Here is a 15,708-nt window from a genome sequence, read left to right on the forward strand (position 1 = left end):
TGATGAAATCTGCGCCAATATTGATTGTGGACGACGACCCGGGAGTCCGGCATTTGCTCAAAGAAGGGCTTTCGGCCTGGGATTATCAGGTCGTCGAAGCCCAGGACGGTTTGGAAGCCTGGGAGATCCTGAAAGAAACTCCCGTCACGCTGGTGATCTCGGACTGGATGATGCCCGGCATGGACGGTGTGGAGTTGTGCCGCCGGATTCGTTCGCATCCTTTTCCTTCCTATGTTTACGTTGTTCTTCTGACCGCAAAATCCCAAAAAGACGACCTGCTTCAGGGCATGGAGGCCGGCGCCGACGACTTCATGGGCAAGCCCTTTGCCATGGCCGAGCTTAAGGCCAAGCTGGCGGCGGCCAAACGCATCCTTAATCTGGAGCGCAGCCTGGAAGAGAAAAACGCCAAACTCCAGGACATGTATAAAAAGCTCAGCAAGACGCAAGACCTGCTGAACAAGGACATTGCCGCAGCGGCCTGGATCCAGCAAAGCCTGCTGCCCAATTCCGGCGCCGTTTACGGCTTTCGCTTTGACTCTTTGTTCATGCCCTGCAAGGTGATCGGCGGGGATATTTTCAACTATTTTCCGGTGGACCGCCACCATTTGGCCTTTTACTCCCTGGACGTTTCCGGCCACGGCATCCCTGCGGCCATGCTGTCCGTCACGGTCAACAAAACAATCACCAGCATGCCTTTTCACGAGGCCCGGTTTTTTTCAGGCTCGGACGGCGCCGAATACAGCCGCAGCATTTCGCCCCAATCCATGGCCAATGAGCTGAATCTGCTTTTTCAGCGCACCGAGACTGTGGAGCAGTATTTTACCATGGTCTACGGCATTGTGGATCGCAGGAACGGAAATATCATCCTTACCCAGGCGGGGCATCCCTATCCCATTTTGATCCCCGACCACGGGAAAGCCCGTTTGTTGGGGAGCGGCGGCCTGCCCGTGGGCCTTTTGCCGGACGCCGAGTTTACCGAGGACCTGTATAGAATCGAGCCCGGAGACAGGCTGTTTTTGTATTCAGATGGAATAACGGATTGCCTGGATCAGGAAGGAAATAGATTTTCCCAGGAAAGACTTGTAAACTTTTTATCTGAAAAACGCGACTTGACGTTAAAGGACCTGATGCGAAGAATGGGGGAGGAGCTTGTGCATTTCCGCGGAGACCCCAACTTTGAGGACGACGTCTCCCTCATGGCAATGGAGCGGTTTAAAGAGTAAAAGCTGATTTGCATTGATGGAAAGGAAAATCTCCATGAAAAAACTGTTTATAACGATTGGGATTATCGCCTGCTTTCTGACGGCAGGCTGCAATACTTATAGGGCCCAGCCCTTGTCTTTTAAAACCCCGACCAGCTATGAGAATTCCATGAACGTCGCCGGCGCGGACATAGCGGCCAAGGCCTATTTCGATCCCCAGGAAGCCAAGGAAACCTTTGGCTTTGATATTCGCGAATCCGGACTGATTCCCGTGCTGGTGGTTTTCGACAATCAGGGAGGCGTTCCCTTTTGGATTAACGGCGAGCAGACCTTCCTGGAGGACCAGGAAGGCAATATCTGGCCTGTACTGGCCGATAGAATCGCCTACGAGCGGGTGACCAAATACGCGAACACCAATGAAATTTTCAAGTCCGCCGGGAAAAACGCGCTGTTGGGAGCTGCCGCCGGGGTTATAATCGGGGCGGCCGTGGGCGTGGTCACAGGCGACTCGGTGGGCGAGAGCATCGGCAAGGGCGCGGCCATTGGCGGCGCCTCGGGCGCTGCTTTGGGCGGCGCTTCCAAGCTGGACAGCAACGAGGCCAGCAACCGGATTATAGACGATCTGGAATCCAAAACCCTGGAGAACAAGGCTATTCCGGGCCAGGGGCTGGCCTACGGCTACATCTTTTTTCCGGGAGAGGCCGAATCCATCAAGACCTTACGTTTGCAGATCAACGAATACGGGGACGAGGGGAAAAGCTATAATTTAAGGTTCGCCCTGCAATAAGGCGGGCCGACCCGGAAAAACGTTTGACGCCAAGTTGCTATCAGTCGAGTATTCGCACTAACCGTGGAGAAACAAGCAACCTCATAGATTGCTTTTGCCACATTTGTGCGTCATCCCCGCAAGGGCGATCCGCTTTTCGGGATCGTCCGCAAGCGGGGACCCAGCGTCATTTTTGACTCCCCTTGGAATCGAATTACTTGTGTGAAGCGATTTGGTATTATTCGTCGTCCGCGTCTTCAGGAGGGGCGCCTTCTTCCACGGCTTCCTTGACCGCCCTGTACACGTCTTTGAAAGTCTCCGGAAACGAAGCCGGGGAAACCCGTCCGACCTCGATGAACTTGACCACGATTTCTTTGCTGACGTTCAGAATTTTTTCTTCAATAGCCATGCTAATCGCCTTGTTTTTCAGGACCGTGTTGCGGCCCTTATATTTCCAGTTCCCAACCTTCCCTGGCAACATAGGTTTGGGGAAAATCAGCCCGGGCCTTTTTTTGCATTGCGTCCAGCATTTCGTCGGTATGGTTGGGATGGTGATGAAAAAGATGGAGGGATTTCACGTTGGCCGCTCTGGCCAGCTTGATGCCCTCTTCGTACGTGCTATGTCCGTATCCCTTGAAATTGGGGTATTCCTCGGGCGTGTATGTGCTGTCGTAAATCAGAATGTCCGCGTCCTTGCACAACGGGGTCAGCTTGTGGTCCACGGAGTCGTAATGCTCCGTATCCGTCGCGTAAACCACGGATTTTCCCTTCCACGTCACCCGATAGGCGAAAGATCCTCCGGGATGATTCATCTCGGCGGTTTCTATGTCCACCTCGCCGATTCTATGGCCCACCCCTTCCTCCAGGGCCTTGAATGTGATGCGGGAGGGCATTTGGCTGAGCAGGACGGGAAAATTTTGATATTGCTGCTGGTAATGCATGGCGGTTTCCAAACCCTTGTTGATCTGGTGCGCGCCCATGATGCGGATGACGTTGCCCTGGACGTATCCCGGAGAAAAAAACGGAAAGCCCTGGATGTGGTCCCAGTGGGTGTGGCTGATGAGCAGCGTGGCGCTTCCCTTGCCGTTGCCGAAACAGGAGTCCGCCAGTTCATCGCCCAGGACGCGCAGGCCTGTGCCGGCGTCCAGGATGACCAGTTCCTCGCCGCACCAGACGGCCACGCAGGGCGTGTTTCCCCCATAGCGGATGGTGCTTTGGCCGGGCGTGGGTACGGTTCCCCTTACTCCGTAGTATTTGATTTTCATGTGTTTTGCCCTCAGGGGTCTGTATCTACCAAAGGCCCGGAAGGCGTGTCAAGCAAACTGAAGGCCAAGGACGTAAAATATTGACGCATTTTCTCCCATCAGGTATAGACCCAATACCGTGCATGGACCGGGCCTTTAAAGCCGCGGCCTTGCAATTTCTCCGGGGGCGGCCCCGGAAAGAAAAAAAGGGGCGAGCAAAATGAGCGAAAAAGTCAAGCTCAGGGCGGACGGCCCGGAAACCGTAGACGCTTCCGTGCTGGAAACCATTGATTACCAATACCAAACATCCAGGGACATCGACATCCGGATCGATCAGCCGGAATTCACCTCCGTGTGTCCCATGACCGGGCTTCCCGATTTCGGGACCATCATTATCAACTATTGCCCGGATAAAAAAATTGTAGAGCTGAAGTCTCTCAAGTACTACTTTCTCCAATACCGCAATGTGGGAATTTTTTACGAGCATGTGGTAAACCGGATTCTCGAAGACCTGGTGAAAGCCCTGGAGCCTAAAAGGCTGGAAGTGGTGGGCGACTTCACCCCGCGCGGAGGCATCAGCACCCAGGTTAGCGCCAAGTACGTCAAATAATCCAACCAGGCGGAGTGTAATGACAAAATTTGTCCGTATCTCAACCGTTCTGACCATTTTTCTGGCCCTGGCCCTTTTGGGCTCCGGGTGCTCCACCGTCAACTTTTATACGTCTTCCCCCCAGGAATTGGCCCAGGAGCTTATGGGGCCTCCCGGGAAATTGAAAAAACAGGTCATTGTGGCCCAATTTTACAATCCATCCCAGGCCCAGGATCTGGATTTGACCGCACTGGTGGGCGATCCCTTGAAAGCCCGTTTACAGGCCAAGTGCAACCGGACCTTTGTCCAGGATTCGCCCAGAGTTGAGTACCTGGTTTCGGAGCATTTCGGCCCCATCACCGGCGTGAACAGAAACCTGGCCCTCATGGCCGAAGCCAGAGCCGTAGGCGCGGGCATTGTGGTCACCGGTTCTTTGTGGAAGGTCGCCCTGGAGGAGGAGAGAAAAGGCATTTATCCCTTTCGAGAGAATGTCAAGGTCATCAGAGTCAGTCTGGACCTGTGGATGTACGACTCCCTGACCGGCTCCAAGATCGAAGACGCCAGAATTTTTTCCAGTAAGCAGTTGAAGGACGGCGAAGACTTCGAGACCGTTGAGTGGAAACAGGAGATTTTTTCCGATATCGTCAAGCAAACCGAAGATAAAATTTGCGACGCTCTCTCCGATCTGCCCTGGACCGGTTTTGTGACCAGCGTGGACGGCAAGTCCGTGACCATCGCCTCGGGTGAGGAAGTGGGCCTGCGAAAAGGCATGCTGCTCTGGATTTGCGCCAACGGCGATATCGTGGACGGCGTAAAGGGCGAGCAATTCGTCGTGCCGGGCAAGCGTCTGGCCCGAGCCAAGGTTGTGGAAGTGCATGCAGGATCCTGCCGGGCCGAACTGACCGAAGACGCCGACGTCTCCAATGCCAGTTGGGTGTCCATCCGGAATCGGCGGGACAGCATCAATCCTTTGTAGATCAATCCGAAGCGGCGGGAGCTTCTTCCCGCCGCTTTTCAATGCTTCTGAAAAATTCTTCGATCAAATCCCTTGCCTGTTCCTTGGAGGCTATGCGGGTGATCTCCCCCCGGAACTTTGCGGCGTTTGGAAGGCCTTTCACAAACCAGGCAAGGCGGCTTCGCATCACCCGGCATCCGTGCTCTTCGCCCAGGTAATCCATGGTGTCGTCCAGGTAGTCGAACAGCGCCTTTTTCCTATCGTCCAGGTCGATCTCCTCCATGGGCCTGTTCTCCAAAAGGCATAGGGCCTGGCGAAAAATCCAGGGGGCGTAAAGCACGGCCCGGCCGATCATCACTCCGTCGCACCCCGTCTGCTCCATCATTTCCAGCACATGCTCCGGCTTGGTTACGTCCCCGTTGCCTATGACCGGAATGGTCAACTCCTGCTTAAGCCGTTTGATCTGAGACCAATCCGAATGCCCCGAAAACCCTTGTTTGGCCGTCCGCGGATGCAGGGCCACCGCATCCACGCCTGCGTCCTGGGCGATTCTGCCCAAGGCCATGGCCTCGTCGCCCGAGGCGTCCCAGCCCGAGCGCATTTTGATGGTAAAAGGCAGGGAAATGGCTTTTCGCACCTCTTTCAGGATTTTTTCCGCCCTGGGCAGGTCGGCCATGAGCGCGGAGCCTGCGCCGCCTTTCAGCACTTTTTTAACGGAACAGCCGAAATTGATGTCCACAATGTCCGCGCCATGTTCCGCAACGATTCTGGCCGAGTCCGCCAGCACGCCGGGATCGGAGCCGAATATCTGGATGGAAAGCGGCCGTTCCTCTTCCTTGCTCGCCATGAGCTCCATGGTCTTTTTTTGATACCTGATCAACCCATTGGAGCTGATCATTTCGGAACAGACAAGGGCGGCGCCATGCCGTTTGGCCATAAGCCGAAACGGCAGGTTGGTGACTCCGGCCAGGGGCGCGCATACCAGAGGATTATCCAGTTTTAAGGAAGCGATCTTTAACATGGAGGTTCATTTATTCCAGGGACGGAAAATATGCAAGAGGCGTTAATCGTTCAGGTAGCTCCTGGCCAGGACTTCCCGGGGCTTGACGCCGTCGGAGGGGCCTACGACGCCTTCCTTTTCCATCACTTCGATGATGCGGGCCGCCCGGTTGTATCCGATGCGCAAACGGCGCTGAATCATGGAAATGGACGCCTGGCCGGTTTCCGTGACAATGGCCACGGCTTCGTCGTACTTGACGTCGTAATCCTCTTCAGTCAGTTCACCGCCGGAGGAGGCCTCCGGAGCGTCGGTCACGGACGCGTCGTATTCCGGCTTTTGCTGGCTTCTCACGTGGGAGAGAATGCGCTCCAACTCGCCTTCCGAGACGAAAGCGCCGTGCATGCGTTGGATTTTAGCGGCGCCCGGAGGCAAATACAGCATGTCGCCCATGCCTAACAGGGTTTCGGCTCCGTTGGCGTCCAAAATGGTGCGGGAGTCGGTGCGGGAGGAGACCTGGAAAGACACCCTGGTGGGGAAGTTGGCCTTGATGGTTCCCGTCAAAACGTCCACGGACGGCCTTTGGGTGGCCAGAATCAGGTGAATGCCGGCGGCGCGGGCCATCTGGGCCAAACGCTGGAGGGCGGCTTCCACGTCCTTGGAGGCCACCATCATCAGGTCCGCCAGTTCATCGATGACCACCACCACGTAGGGCATGTATTCGGGGTCTTCCTTTTTTTCCTCGCCTTCCAGCAAAGGCGCTTTTTTGGATAAGGCGGTTTTGACTTTCTGGTTGTACCCGCCAATGTTCCGGGCCCCCATTTCGGCCATGGCCTGATACCGGCGCTCCATTTCGTTCACCGCCCAATACAAAGCGTTGGTGGCTTTTTTTACGTCCGTCACCACCGGGGTGATCAAATGGGGTATGCCGTCGAACATGGAAAGCTCAATGCGTTTGGGGTCGATCATGACCAGCTTCACCTCTTCGGGAGAGGCCTTGTATAAGAGGCTGGCGATCATGCAGTTCAGGGCCACGCTCTTGCCCGATCCCGTGGCGCCGGCAATGAGCAAATGCGGCATTTTAGCAAGGTCCGCCACGCAGGGATTGCCCTCGATATCCTTACCCAAACACAGAGTCAGGCGGGATTTGGACCTTTCAAATTCCTTGGAGCACGCCAATTCCTTAAAGTAGACATATTCGCGCTCCATATTGGGGATTTCAATGCCCACGGCGGCCTTGCCCGGGATGGGCGCCACAATGCGAACGCTCATGGCGCGGAGCGCCAGGGCCAGATCGTCCGAAAGATTGGCGATGCGGTTAATCTTCACCCCGGGGCCGGGCTCGTATTCAAAGGTGGTGATGACCGGGCCGGGACAGACTTCGCTCACCCTGCCTTGCACGCCGAAGTCCTCCAGCTTTTTTTCCAGCAGACGGGACTGCATTTCCAGGTTTTTCGCGTCCGCTCCCTTGGGACGGGGCGGCGGGTTGTCCAGCATGTCCACATCGGGCAGGGTATAGCTTCCGGGAATCATAAAGTTGAAAACCTGCTGCGTGGCCTTGCTCTTGGTGTTTGAAGGCGGCTGTGGCTGCTCAGGAGCCTGCTTGATGGCAGGAGGGGCCTGCTGCTTGGCTTTTTTCTTTTTAGGCCGGTTAGGCTTGGCCTTGACCACAACGGGCTTTTTGGCTTTGGCTTGGGCGCGGCGGTTTTTCAGGTAGGCGAAGCCCTTGCCCAAAAATTCGGCGGAGCTTTTCAACACCCTGGTTACGGATATGCCCGTAGCAAAAATCAGGGCGATGGTCCAGATGGCGGCCAGGGCGATGGCTGAACCGGTTATCCCCAAGGCTTTTACCAGGGCGTCTTCCGTTAACCCGCCCAGGATTCCGCCCGACTGCCAGTTTATGCCCGTCCATTCATCCAAACCGGCCAGGGCTTGCACCCCGCCCGTGGCGATAATCAGGCAGAAAGCGCCTCCGACGGTTGGCAGCCAGTGGGGAAGATCTTGTTTTTTTAATAGTTTAATCGAGGCTTGCAGAAGAAGTATGGGAATCCAGACGGACCCAAGGCCGAAAAGGCCTATGAGCACTCCGGCGAAATGCGCTCCGGCGGGGCCGAAAATATTGTTGATTTCCCCGTCTCCGCCTATGTTTAAAAACAGCGCCGGGTCCTCTGGGGTGTAAGTCGCCAGAGCGCCGAGAGTAAACACAATAACGAATAAGAAGAGTATACCGGATACTTCCTTGCGCATTGCTCCTCGTAATAAAACCGTCCAGTGTTAGGGCATCCGATTTCGCTTCAACGAGGGGGGATTTGCAGGATGGCGCCCCCCCTCATCCTCAAGTTCGGACAGTATCATCACGGAACGAGCAAAATCAAGTGTAAATATCCGTTTTTGATGGGCTATTACACTATATACGTGGCGCTGGCGTTATCCGACTCCCAGGCCGTCACCGAGTATACTCTGGCCTTGTCCGAGTTCACGGCCGCGCCCAGTTTGTCGGCGATAATGCGGGCGATATTTTCGGAAGACGGCGGGCATTCGGAAAACATTTCCAATTCATTCAGGAACTTATGGTCAAGCTCCTCCATAATGCCCCGCAGGCTTTTTTTGATGACGCCAAAGTCCATCAACACGCCGCCCTCGTCCAGGCCGTCGCCCTTGATGCAGACCTCCACCTTCCAGTTGTGTCCGTGAAGGTTTTCGCATTTATGCCCCACCAGGGTTAATCTGTGGGCGGCCGCAAAATCGGTTTTTACCTTTAATTCGTACATGGATCTGGTCCGTTCTTTTTGATGGGTGTTTTTCTATGCTTTGCCGCCCAACACTCTTTTTAGCTTGTTGGTGAGCTTTTTGTCTTCCTGTTTGGCGAATTCCTCCAACAGGGCTTCCTGCTTTTTGCTCAGGTTGGTGGGCGTCTTCACCATCAACTGGATGATCTGGTCGCCCCGGCCGTTGCCGCGCAACGACGGAATGCCCTGGTTGTGCAGGGTCACGATGTCGCCAGGCTGGGTTCCTTTTTTCACCTTCAGGTCGGCCTCGCCTTCCAGGGTGCGAACCTTGATGTCCGCGCCGAGAGCCGCCTGTACAAAGGAAATAGGCACCTGACAGACCACGTCCACGCCCTGGCGCTGGAAATACTCGTGGGGCTCGACATATAAAAAGACGTACAGGTCGCCGGGAGGTCCGCCCTGGGGGCCTGCCTCGCCCTCGCCGGAAAGGCGCAGCCTGGAGCCGTTGTCCACGCCGGCGGGAATGCGTACGGTCACTTTTTTCCTGGCTTGAACCACTCCCTGGCCGTGGCAGTTCTGGCAGGGGTTTTCAATAACGCGGCCCTGGCCCCGGCATTGGGCGCAGGTGGTGCGGACCGTAAAAAAACCCTGACGGGTGGTGGATTGTCCGGTTCCCTGGCATTGGGGGCAAACGGTGGGGCCGGAGCCCTCTTCGCAGCCGGATCCGCCGCACTCCTGACAGGTTTCGGGCTTCTGGATGTCGATTTCCTTTTCAGCGCCGAAAGCCGCTTCCATAAAATCCAGACGCATGTCATAGCGAAGATCGGAGCCGCGCATAACCCGGTTTCTTCCCCGGCGGCCGCCTCCAAACCCAAAAAACTCTTCGAATATGTCTCCAAAGCTGGAAAAAATATCGTCAAAGCCGCTGAACCCGCTAAAACCCTGGCCGGAAAGGCCTTCGTGGCCGTACTGATCGTAAATGCCGCGCTTTTTGGGGTCCGTCAGGACCTCGTACGCCTCGGCGGCCTCCTTGAACAGTTCCTCCGCTTCCTTGTCCCCGGGGTTGCGGTCCGGGTGGTATTTCATGGCTAACTTGCGGTAAGAAGCCTTAAGTTGCTGCGCCGAAGCGTCTCGCTCAACTCCCAATATTTCGTAATAACAACGTTTTTCGCTCATATTTGGTTTGCTGTCTGGTTTCTGAATGGATTAACTGAATTTTCGGACAATAGCCTCGAAAGGCTTTTATTAGCACCCAAAAACTTAACACATCAGGGGCTGTTGTCAACGCCTGACAACCCTTTGATTTTTCTTTGCCAAAAACTAAGCCGCGCGGGAATCTTTGCACCAGGGCTAAAAAGGTTGTAAAATAAAAAAATTCGCATTTCCTGTCACACATCCCCTTGTTTTGCACTCTACCCTTACAAGCCGCCCGGGCGAGCGAATTAAGGAAAGAACATCATGAACGAAAATTTGGAAAATCTGGCAATAAAGGCAAAACAAGGAGACAAGCACGCCCTGGAAAGCATTGTCAGGGCCATCCAGCACAGGATCTTCGGACTGGCCCTGAAAATGCTTTACCACCCCCAGGACGCCGAAGACGCCGTTCAGGAGATCCTGATCCGCATCATCACCAATCTGGGCAGCTTCGCCCATAAAAGCTCGTTGGATACATGGGCTTTGAAGGTGGCCTCCAATCATTTGATGGGAGTGCGGAAAAAACGGGCCGCGTACTGGTTTACCTTTGAAAGGTGCCATGCCGCCATCGTGCAGGATCCTCCGGACGCCCCCTCCCTGGATTACGACGAGGCGGAGCAGGAGTTGATCGTCAAAGAAATGCGTCTCGCCTGCATGCAGGGACTCCTGCAGTGCCTGGATTGGGAGCACCGTATCGTCTATATCCTGGGGGAAACCATGGACATTCCCGGCCCGGAAGGCGCCGCCATCCTGGACATCAAGCCTGCTGCTTTCCGGAAAAGGCTGTCCCGGGCCCGGGAGAAAATCCGGGAGTTTTTAAGCGTCAATTGCGATCTCTACGAGGAAGGCAATCCCTGCGACTGCCTCACCCAGGGAACGCTGGCCATGCAAAACGGCCTCATGGACCTGAAAGCGCTTTCCTTCGCCGGTCAGGGCCCGGGCCGCGCCGGCCAGGTCAGTCTGGAGGACAGCCTCAAAGCCCTGGAGCATCTAACCCGGGAGGCGGCCATCATGCGCTGCCAAGCGGACTACCAAGCCCCCCGGGATTTCGTCCAGGCCATTCGCCGAATGCTGGATTCCGAAAAATTTCAGGAACTCAAAACCCTTAACCAGGAGGATACGCCATGGAAGAAATGATAGCCTACTGCGGCCTGGATTGCACCCAATGTCCCTCGTACATCGCCACCCAGAAGGATGACGACGTCATTAGAGCGAAAGCGGCGGCCTTTTTAAACAAAACCTATGGATTCGATCTTACGCCCGAACAGGTCAGTTGCGACGGATGCCTGCTTAAGGAAGGCCGCAAGCTGGGGTATTGCGCCACTTGCGAAGTGCGGGCCTGCGGCGAGGAAAAAGGCTTGGAAAATTGCGCCCATTGTTCGGACGCGCCTTGCGACAAGCTGATCGCTTTTCATAATTTTTCCAAATTCGCCAAGGATAACTTCGACAGGGTCCTGCAAAAGCTGCAGTCGTGAGAGTGAAGGAGACCATAGGCTGCGGCGGCCTCTCTGTTTTGTTGGGTTGGGTAGAGTTTATGGAGTTCTTTCCACAGAGGCTGTTTTCTTTGCGTCGGGAGCAACACTCAAAGCCAAAAGCGTATGAACGAAACCCAACAAATAAACCTAAAAAAGCCCCGGCCGGTTGATCCGGCCGGGGCTTTTGCAATTTTTGGAGTAATTTTATTCGCAGGGGCTCTTGCTGGTGAAGGCGCCGGGTTTGGGCATGCCCAGGTCATTGGGCTTGACGGAACGGCTTCCGCCGCCCTCCAGGTCGCCGATGCTGCCTTCGTCCACGCCCTCGATGGCCCGCTGATCTTCAAATTCGTCCATGGCCGTCTGATACAAGGCGTCCCACTCCTCCACCAAGGCGCCCGCCTCAATGGCGGCTTTTTCCGCGACCTCCGCTGTCTTAAGCCTTTCCTCAGCCACACGAGCCGCCTCTCTGGAGTCCCCCAGAACCTGCTTATCAGGCGTCCAGTCCACCAGATACTTGGCGCTGTACAACGCTTCCTCGGCCGAGGCCTTGTTGGCGCGGATCCAGGCCAGCTTGCGAAGGCTTTCCGCCGCGGCCTTGTCCAGATCCTCTTTTTCGCTGGCCCGTTGAGCCACCAGGGCGGCTGTTTTGGCGGCCAGGGCCTTTTTAATAAATTCGTTCTCCTTGGCTGCCGCCGGAGGGACGTTTTCCGCAACGCCCATTTTCCAAGGCCCGATGGTGAAGCTCCTGTCCCCTTCGTCAAAGGACATGAACGCCTCCCCGTTTTTATCCAGGGAAATCAAAGCGGCGATGCGCGTGGTCCCGGCGTCCTCCCGCAGGCCCGAAACCATGGGCGGAACCGCAATTTCAGAACGCATCTGCCGGTAATCGGTTTCTATCCACATTTTTCCCGCATACAAGGTGAAACGCCGCCGCGTCTTGTCCGATTGAATCAACGGCAAGCCCTTGCGGGTCCATTGCTTGAACTCCACGGCCGAATAACGGCACAAGGTGACGTTGGTTCCGTCCTCAAAAACCAGTTCGGCGCTTCCGTCCAGGGTGACAATCTTGTCCCCGGAAAAAATGGGAAGCCCGACCACCACGTCGCCCCCCCACACATCCTGGCCCCGGAGTATGACTTCTCCTGAAAAAACAGCCACCTTGCCAATGGGCTCCTCCCCTGCCAAGCTGGGTCCGGCGCTCGTCAGCATGAGTGTTATGAAAATCAAAAAAATGGAAATTTTACCAAAAATAGTGGAGCTTTTGTTCATTTGGCGTCCTCTTTGCGGCTATTTGGAATCATGGGGATCGGCAAATCGAATATTCTAAGAGACTGGTAATAATGCTGAATACTATTGATGCATACCCGGGTCAAGCCCTTTTTCCACACTTGGCAAGTATTTGACAATGCCAGGAAAACCTGCTACAAAAATTTAGTTCCACGAGTGGTCAGTTATTTTCCCCATGCACAATCACGCTCCTTATTGCGCCAACACCGTATAGACGGTTGCGTCCAATGGGAGCGGGATTTATTTAACTTTGTTTATTCATTGGGAATGCACCTTAAAATAAACCAATAAAACGAAGGCCTGCGCCATGGAAGCAACGGCCGACGCCAGTCAAGGAGAAGCCTTGTCGCCGGACCAGGAATCCCTAGTTGAAAGGCTGGAGTCCTGCGAGACCCGCCTGCATATGGAAAGCATGCGCAGACAGGCCGTCCAGGAGGCCTGGGAGATCAGCGAAGCCCGCTATCAGTCCTTGATCGAGGGGATGGAGGATATCGTCTTCACTCTGGACTCACGGGGGGAGATTATCCAGGTTAATCCGGCGGTGAAAAGCGCCCTGGGCTATTCGCCGGACGAACTGATAGGGCGGCGTTTGCGCGAATTTATTCTGGAGCCGGACCAGGAGCGGGCGCTCAATCAGTTGAGCCGGGTGTTCGTCCATTCTCCCCAAACGGGCGAGTACAGGGTTCTGGACAAGAACGGTTCGCCCGTCTGGTTCCGGGTGACCGGATCGCCGGTCCATGTCATGACCGGCGCCGGCGGAGTCCGTTGCCTTGCTTCGGAGATCACCAGGGAAAGGATGCAGCAGCAGGAGTTGGTGTGGTCCCGTCAGATGGCGTCGGCCGGGCAGCAGGCCGTATTTTTGGCCCGGGAGTTTGCCCAGGCCTGGCGGGAAACCCAGGACCATATATCCTCGCTGGATAATATGGCCAAGGAAGAACCGGAGTTAGGGCCTTTTTGGGCCAAATTCACCGAGGCCGCCGCTCGCCTGAAAGACGCGGCGAAAATGATCGCCTCCCTGGACCCGGCCGTCAATGAAATGCTCAGGGCAGTCAACCTGAACCAGAGCATTGTCAACGTGTTCCGGCTTTTCAGATCCAGGTTCGAAAGGAAAGGCATCCGCACTGCGCTGAGCCTTTCCACCCAGATTCCGTTTACCATGGCATGGTCCAGAAGGATGGAGCACGCCCTGTTTATTTTGTTGAATCACGCCTGCGCCGCCGTGGAAATCAGAACGGGTTCTCCTGATGCGCCCGGAGAAATCAGTGTGACTTCCCGGAGAAAAAAGGATAGAATCATTATCGAGTTGTCCGACAACGGGCCTGGCCTGTCCAGGGAGGACTGCCAACGCATTTTTGATTTCAATTATTTACGCCCCGGGGGCGGGGCCGAAGACGTCGGCGGCCTTCACATGTCCTGGTCCATTATCGCGGACCATGGCGGCTCTTTAAAAGCCGGCGCCTCCCCCGAGGGCGGCGCCTTGTTCACCATAGAACTTCCGGTGAGGCGTCCCGGCGCCTGATTCCAATTATCCAATATTATTAGGATGAGTTATGCCTGATTATTCAATACTGCTGGTGGAGGATGATTATTATATCAGAAACGCCATCGCACGCGACTTGCAATCGAGAGGATACAGGGTCGCGGCGGCCTCCGGCGGGGAGGCGGCCCTGGAACTGTTGACCGTGCAATCCTTTGACCTGGTTCTGACTGACCTTGTCATGGAGCAGGTGGGCGGGTTGGAGGTGCTTAAGGCGGCCAAAAGCCGCCATCCCGATACTATGGTGATCATCCTCACCGGATATGGCAAGGTGTCCATCGCCATCGAGGCTTTAAGGCTGGGGGCGGACGATTTTCTCCTCAAGCCCGCCGAACCCGAAGAAATTCATTTTCGCGTGAAAAAATGCCTGCAAAAGAGGGAGTTCAGGCTAAGAATCCGGGCTTATGAGGAAATCCTGCCCGTCTGCTGTGAGTGTAAAAAAATCCGGGACGATCGGGGCAGAGAGCCAGGCGCCGGAGACTGGATGGATCTGGAGGATTACCTGGTGGAACGCGAAAAAATCAAAGTGAATGCAACCCTATGCCCCGACTGCGGAGGCTGAGGAAACGAACAGCGGCCCTACCCCTTTCTTAAGCCTGAACCGTCCTGACGCAGCCTGAAAGCGGGTCCTTTTTTTAAATACAATTTTACCAGACGAGGAGATTTACTATGAAAAAGGCCTTGATTCTCCTGGCGCTTCTGGCGGCCGCCTTTATAGCGGCCGCCCCTTTGTGCATGGCCGAAACCCAATACGGAGAATGGGAATTGGTCATGGATAAAAACGGCATCAAAGCCTATTCCCGCAAGGTGGAGGGGTCGGGAATCTTTGAATTCCGTGCGGTGGCGGTTGTCGACGCTCCCATCGAAGTGGTGGGCGAAACCCTGCGGGATGTTCCCGCCTGCGCCGATTGGCTTCCCTATTGCCAGGAAGCCCGCCTGCTGGAAATGACGGACCGGAACCACTTTTCCACATACAATATTTTTAATCTTCCCTGGCCCCTGAAAGACCGGGACCTGGCTTTGGGAACGGACACGGAATACGACTTGGTCCACGGCCGCGCCGTGTCGAATTTTCGCAACATCGTCACCCCCGCCTGCCCGGAAAGCGACGACTACATCCGCATGCCTTCCCTGAAAGGGCAATACGTCTTTGAATTCATCACCCGGGAGAGGACCGGCATTATCCAGACCTACCGGGCGGACCTGGCCGGCGCCATTCCGGACTGGATGGCCAACATCGCCACCAAGTACATGATGTACGACACTTACATGAATTTGAAGACATTGTTTAAAAAGGAAAAGTACATCGAGGCCGCCAAGCAGTCCCCGGATCGCGAAGTCTGCCTGAACATCCTGGAGAACAAAAAAAGGGTCAAGGAAATCCTGGTGGCCCGTCTCAGGGAATTCATCCAGGACCAGGACTTTATTGAAATGATCCTGGCCGACCGTGATATCGACGGGGTGCTGCTTTCGGACAACGGCAGGACCAGCGAAACCATACTATACGGCTGGGGCTCGGACGAAAGCAAAAAGACGGCGGTCCAGGGGATTTTGCGCGCCTATTTAACCGCCCAGGGCCAGTGCGAGGAAACCATCAAGGCCGCGGTCAAGGATGATCTGCTGGTGGAAACCATCCTTCACGGGCCTGAGCAGGCCGGCCAAACATCGCCCAAAATCATTGAGACCTACCTCAAGGGGAGCAGCGTCATAGCCAGCAATTAGCCCGATATGCG

16 protein-coding genes are annotated in these 15,708 nt (G+C 55.4%); 9 read left to right on the forward strand and 7 right to left on the reverse strand.

The annotated features are described in order from the left end of the window. Window positions 1-2: 2 nt before the first annotated feature. Complete coding sequence (locus G491_RS0109720; RefSeq protein WP_028314456.1) at window positions 3-1,223, forward strand: PP2C family protein-serine/threonine phosphatase; 1,221 nt, start codon at window positions 3-5, stop codon at window positions 1,221-1,223. A gap of 34 nt (window positions 1,224-1,257) precedes the next feature. Continuing rightward, window positions 1,258-1,989 carry a hypothetical protein gene (locus tag G491_RS0109725; protein WP_028314457.1) on the forward strand — a complete coding sequence of 244 codons (732 nt, stop codon included), beginning with the start codon at window positions 1,258-1,260 and terminating at the stop codon, window positions 1,987-1,989. Window positions 1,990-2,206: 217 nt separating this feature from the next. Here G491_RS0109725 and G491_RS35850 read toward each other — a convergent pair whose 3' ends face one another. Next, window positions 2,207-2,377, reverse strand: a complete 171-nt coding sequence (locus tag G491_RS35850) for a hypothetical protein (RefSeq protein WP_169829416.1) — start codon at window positions 2,375-2,377, stop codon at window positions 2,207-2,209. Between the two features lie 37 nt (window positions 2,378-2,414). Further along, window positions 2,415-3,233 carry an MBL fold metallo-hydrolase gene (locus G491_RS0109735; RefSeq protein ID WP_015947950.1) on the reverse strand — a complete coding sequence of 273 codons (819 nt, stop codon included), beginning with the start codon at window positions 3,231-3,233 and terminating at the stop codon, window positions 2,415-2,417. 199 nt (window positions 3,234-3,432) lie between these two features. Here G491_RS0109735 and queF point away from each other — a divergent pair, with 199 nt between their 5' ends. Continuing rightward, window positions 3,433-3,822, forward strand: a complete 390-nt coding sequence (gene queF, locus G491_RS0109740) for a preQ(1) synthase (RefSeq protein WP_015947951.1) — start codon at window positions 3,433-3,435, stop codon at window positions 3,820-3,822. A 19-nt stretch (window positions 3,823-3,841) separates the two neighbouring features. After that, complete coding sequence (locus tag G491_RS0109745; protein WP_015947952.1) at window positions 3,842-4,777, forward strand: hypothetical protein; 936 nt, start codon at window positions 3,842-3,844, stop codon at window positions 4,775-4,777. A gap of 1 nt (window position 4,778) precedes the next feature. On the opposite strand, the gene dusB is transcribed toward G491_RS0109745, so the two are convergent. The 4 genes from dusB to dnaJ all read right to left on the reverse strand — a co-directional run bounded on the left by dusB (window position 4,779) and on the right by dnaJ (window position 9,658). Next, window positions 4,779-5,777, reverse strand: a complete 999-nt coding sequence (gene dusB / locus G491_RS0109750) for a tRNA dihydrouridine synthase DusB (RefSeq protein ID WP_028314458.1) — start codon at window positions 5,775-5,777, stop codon at window positions 4,779-4,781. Window positions 5,778-5,819: 42 nt separating this feature from the next. Then, window positions 5,820-8,000, reverse strand: coding sequence for a DNA translocase FtsK (locus tag G491_RS0109755; protein WP_028314459.1), 2,181 nt, complete (start codon window positions 7,998-8,000; stop codon window positions 5,820-5,822). A 155-nt stretch (window positions 8,001-8,155) separates the two neighbouring features. Then, the gene (gene queD, locus G491_RS0109760) at window positions 8,156-8,524 is read right to left on the reverse strand and encodes a 6-carboxytetrahydropterin synthase QueD (protein WP_015947955.1); all 369 of its coding nucleotides are present in this window, start codon (window positions 8,522-8,524) and stop codon (window positions 8,156-8,158) included. A 33-nt stretch (window positions 8,525-8,557) separates the two neighbouring features. Then, window positions 8,558-9,658: a molecular chaperone DnaJ gene (dnaJ, locus tag G491_RS0109765; protein ID WP_028314460.1), complete on the reverse strand. Its 1,101-nt coding sequence runs from the start codon at window positions 9,656-9,658 to the stop codon at window positions 8,558-8,560. 282 nt (window positions 9,659-9,940) lie between these two features. Between dnaJ and G491_RS0109770 the strand changes: the two genes are divergently transcribed. Further along, on the forward strand, window positions 9,941-10,813 hold the full coding sequence (locus G491_RS0109770) for an RNA polymerase sigma factor (protein ID WP_028314461.1): 873 nt from the start codon (window positions 9,941-9,943) through the stop codon (window positions 10,811-10,813). Further along, window positions 10,801-11,151, forward strand: coding sequence for a DUF3795 domain-containing protein (locus G491_RS0109775; protein ID WP_028314462.1), 351 nt, complete (start codon window positions 10,801-10,803; stop codon window positions 11,149-11,151). The genes G491_RS0109770 and G491_RS0109775 overlap by 13 nt, the downstream gene beginning before the upstream one ends. Window positions 11,152-11,355: 204 nt before the next feature. On the opposite strand, the gene G491_RS0109780 is transcribed toward G491_RS0109775, so the two are convergent. Continuing rightward, a complete protein-coding gene (locus G491_RS0109780) occupies window positions 11,356-12,420 on the reverse strand; it encodes a FecR family protein (RefSeq protein ID WP_028314463.1) in 1,065 nt (354 codons plus the stop codon). 325 nt (window positions 12,421-12,745) lie between these two features. Here G491_RS0109780 and G491_RS0109785 point away from each other — a divergent pair, with 325 nt between their 5' ends. From G491_RS0109785 to G491_RS0109795, 3 genes are all read left to right on the forward strand, one after another. After that, window positions 12,746-13,957, forward strand: coding sequence for a PAS domain S-box protein (locus tag G491_RS0109785; RefSeq protein ID WP_028314464.1), 1,212 nt, complete (start codon window positions 12,746-12,748; stop codon window positions 13,955-13,957). 31 nt (window positions 13,958-13,988) lie between these two features. Beyond that, a complete protein-coding gene (locus G491_RS0109790) occupies window positions 13,989-14,537 on the forward strand; it encodes a response regulator (RefSeq protein WP_028314465.1) in 549 nt (182 codons plus the stop codon). 107 nt (window positions 14,538-14,644) lie between these two features. Then, window positions 14,645-15,697 (forward strand): START domain-containing protein, encoded by a 1,053-nt coding sequence (locus G491_RS0109795; protein ID WP_028314466.1) that lies wholly within the window; start codon window positions 14,645-14,647, stop codon window positions 15,695-15,697. Window positions 15,698-15,708 lie beyond the last annotated feature (11 nt).

The sequence above is a fragment of the Desulfatibacillum aliphaticivorans DSM 15576 genome, assembly GCF_000429905.1.
GTDB classification, from domain to species: domain Bacteria; phylum Desulfobacterota; class Desulfobacteria; order Desulfobacterales; family Desulfatibacillaceae; genus Desulfatibacillum; species Desulfatibacillum aliphaticivorans.

What these genes read in the sequence shown, in the direction of transcription:
- G491_RS0109720 (WP_028314456.1), top strand. Translation starts at nt 3, where the DNA reads ATGAAATCTGCGCCAATATTGATTGTGGACGACGACCCGGGAGTCCGG.
- G491_RS0109725 (WP_028314457.1), top strand. Translation starts at nt 1,258, where the DNA reads ATGAAAAAACTGTTTATAACGATTGGGATTATCGCCTGCTTTCTGACG.
- G491_RS35850 (WP_169829416.1), bottom strand. Translation starts at nt 2,377, where the DNA reads ATGGCTATTGAAGAAAAAATTCTGAACGTCAGCAAAGAAATCGTGGTC.
- G491_RS0109735 (WP_015947950.1), bottom strand. Translation starts at nt 3,233, where the DNA reads ATGAAAATCAAATACTACGGAGTAAGGGGAACCGTACCCACGCCCGGC.
- queF (WP_015947951.1), top strand. Translation starts at nt 3,433, where the DNA reads ATGAGCGAAAAAGTCAAGCTCAGGGCGGACGGCCCGGAAACCGTAGAC.
- G491_RS0109745 (WP_015947952.1), top strand. Translation starts at nt 3,842, where the DNA reads ATGACAAAATTTGTCCGTATCTCAACCGTTCTGACCATTTTTCTGGCC.
- dusB (WP_028314458.1), bottom strand. Translation starts at nt 5,777, where the DNA reads ATGTTAAAGATCGCTTCCTTAAAACTGGATAATCCTCTGGTATGCGCG.
- G491_RS0109755 (WP_028314459.1), bottom strand. Translation starts at nt 8,000, where the DNA reads ATGCGCAAGGAAGTATCCGGTATACTCTTCTTATTCGTTATTGTGTTT.
- queD (WP_015947955.1), bottom strand. Translation starts at nt 8,524, where the DNA reads ATGTACGAATTAAAGGTAAAAACCGATTTTGCGGCCGCCCACAGATTA.
- dnaJ (WP_028314460.1), bottom strand. Translation starts at nt 9,658, where the DNA reads ATGAGCGAAAAACGTTGTTATTACGAAATATTGGGAGTTGAGCGAGAC.
- G491_RS0109770 (WP_028314461.1), top strand. Translation starts at nt 9,941, where the DNA reads ATGAACGAAAATTTGGAAAATCTGGCAATAAAGGCAAAACAAGGAGAC.
- G491_RS0109775 (WP_028314462.1), top strand. Translation starts at nt 10,801, where the DNA reads ATGGAAGAAATGATAGCCTACTGCGGCCTGGATTGCACCCAATGTCCC.
- G491_RS0109780 (WP_028314463.1), bottom strand. Translation starts at nt 12,420, where the DNA reads ATGAACAAAAGCTCCACTATTTTTGGTAAAATTTCCATTTTTTTGATT.
- G491_RS0109785 (WP_028314464.1), top strand. Translation starts at nt 12,746, where the DNA reads ATGGAAGCAACGGCCGACGCCAGTCAAGGAGAAGCCTTGTCGCCGGAC.
- G491_RS0109790 (WP_028314465.1), top strand. Translation starts at nt 13,989, where the DNA reads ATGCCTGATTATTCAATACTGCTGGTGGAGGATGATTATTATATCAGA.
- G491_RS0109795 (WP_028314466.1), top strand. Translation starts at nt 14,645, where the DNA reads ATGAAAAAGGCCTTGATTCTCCTGGCGCTTCTGGCGGCCGCCTTTATA.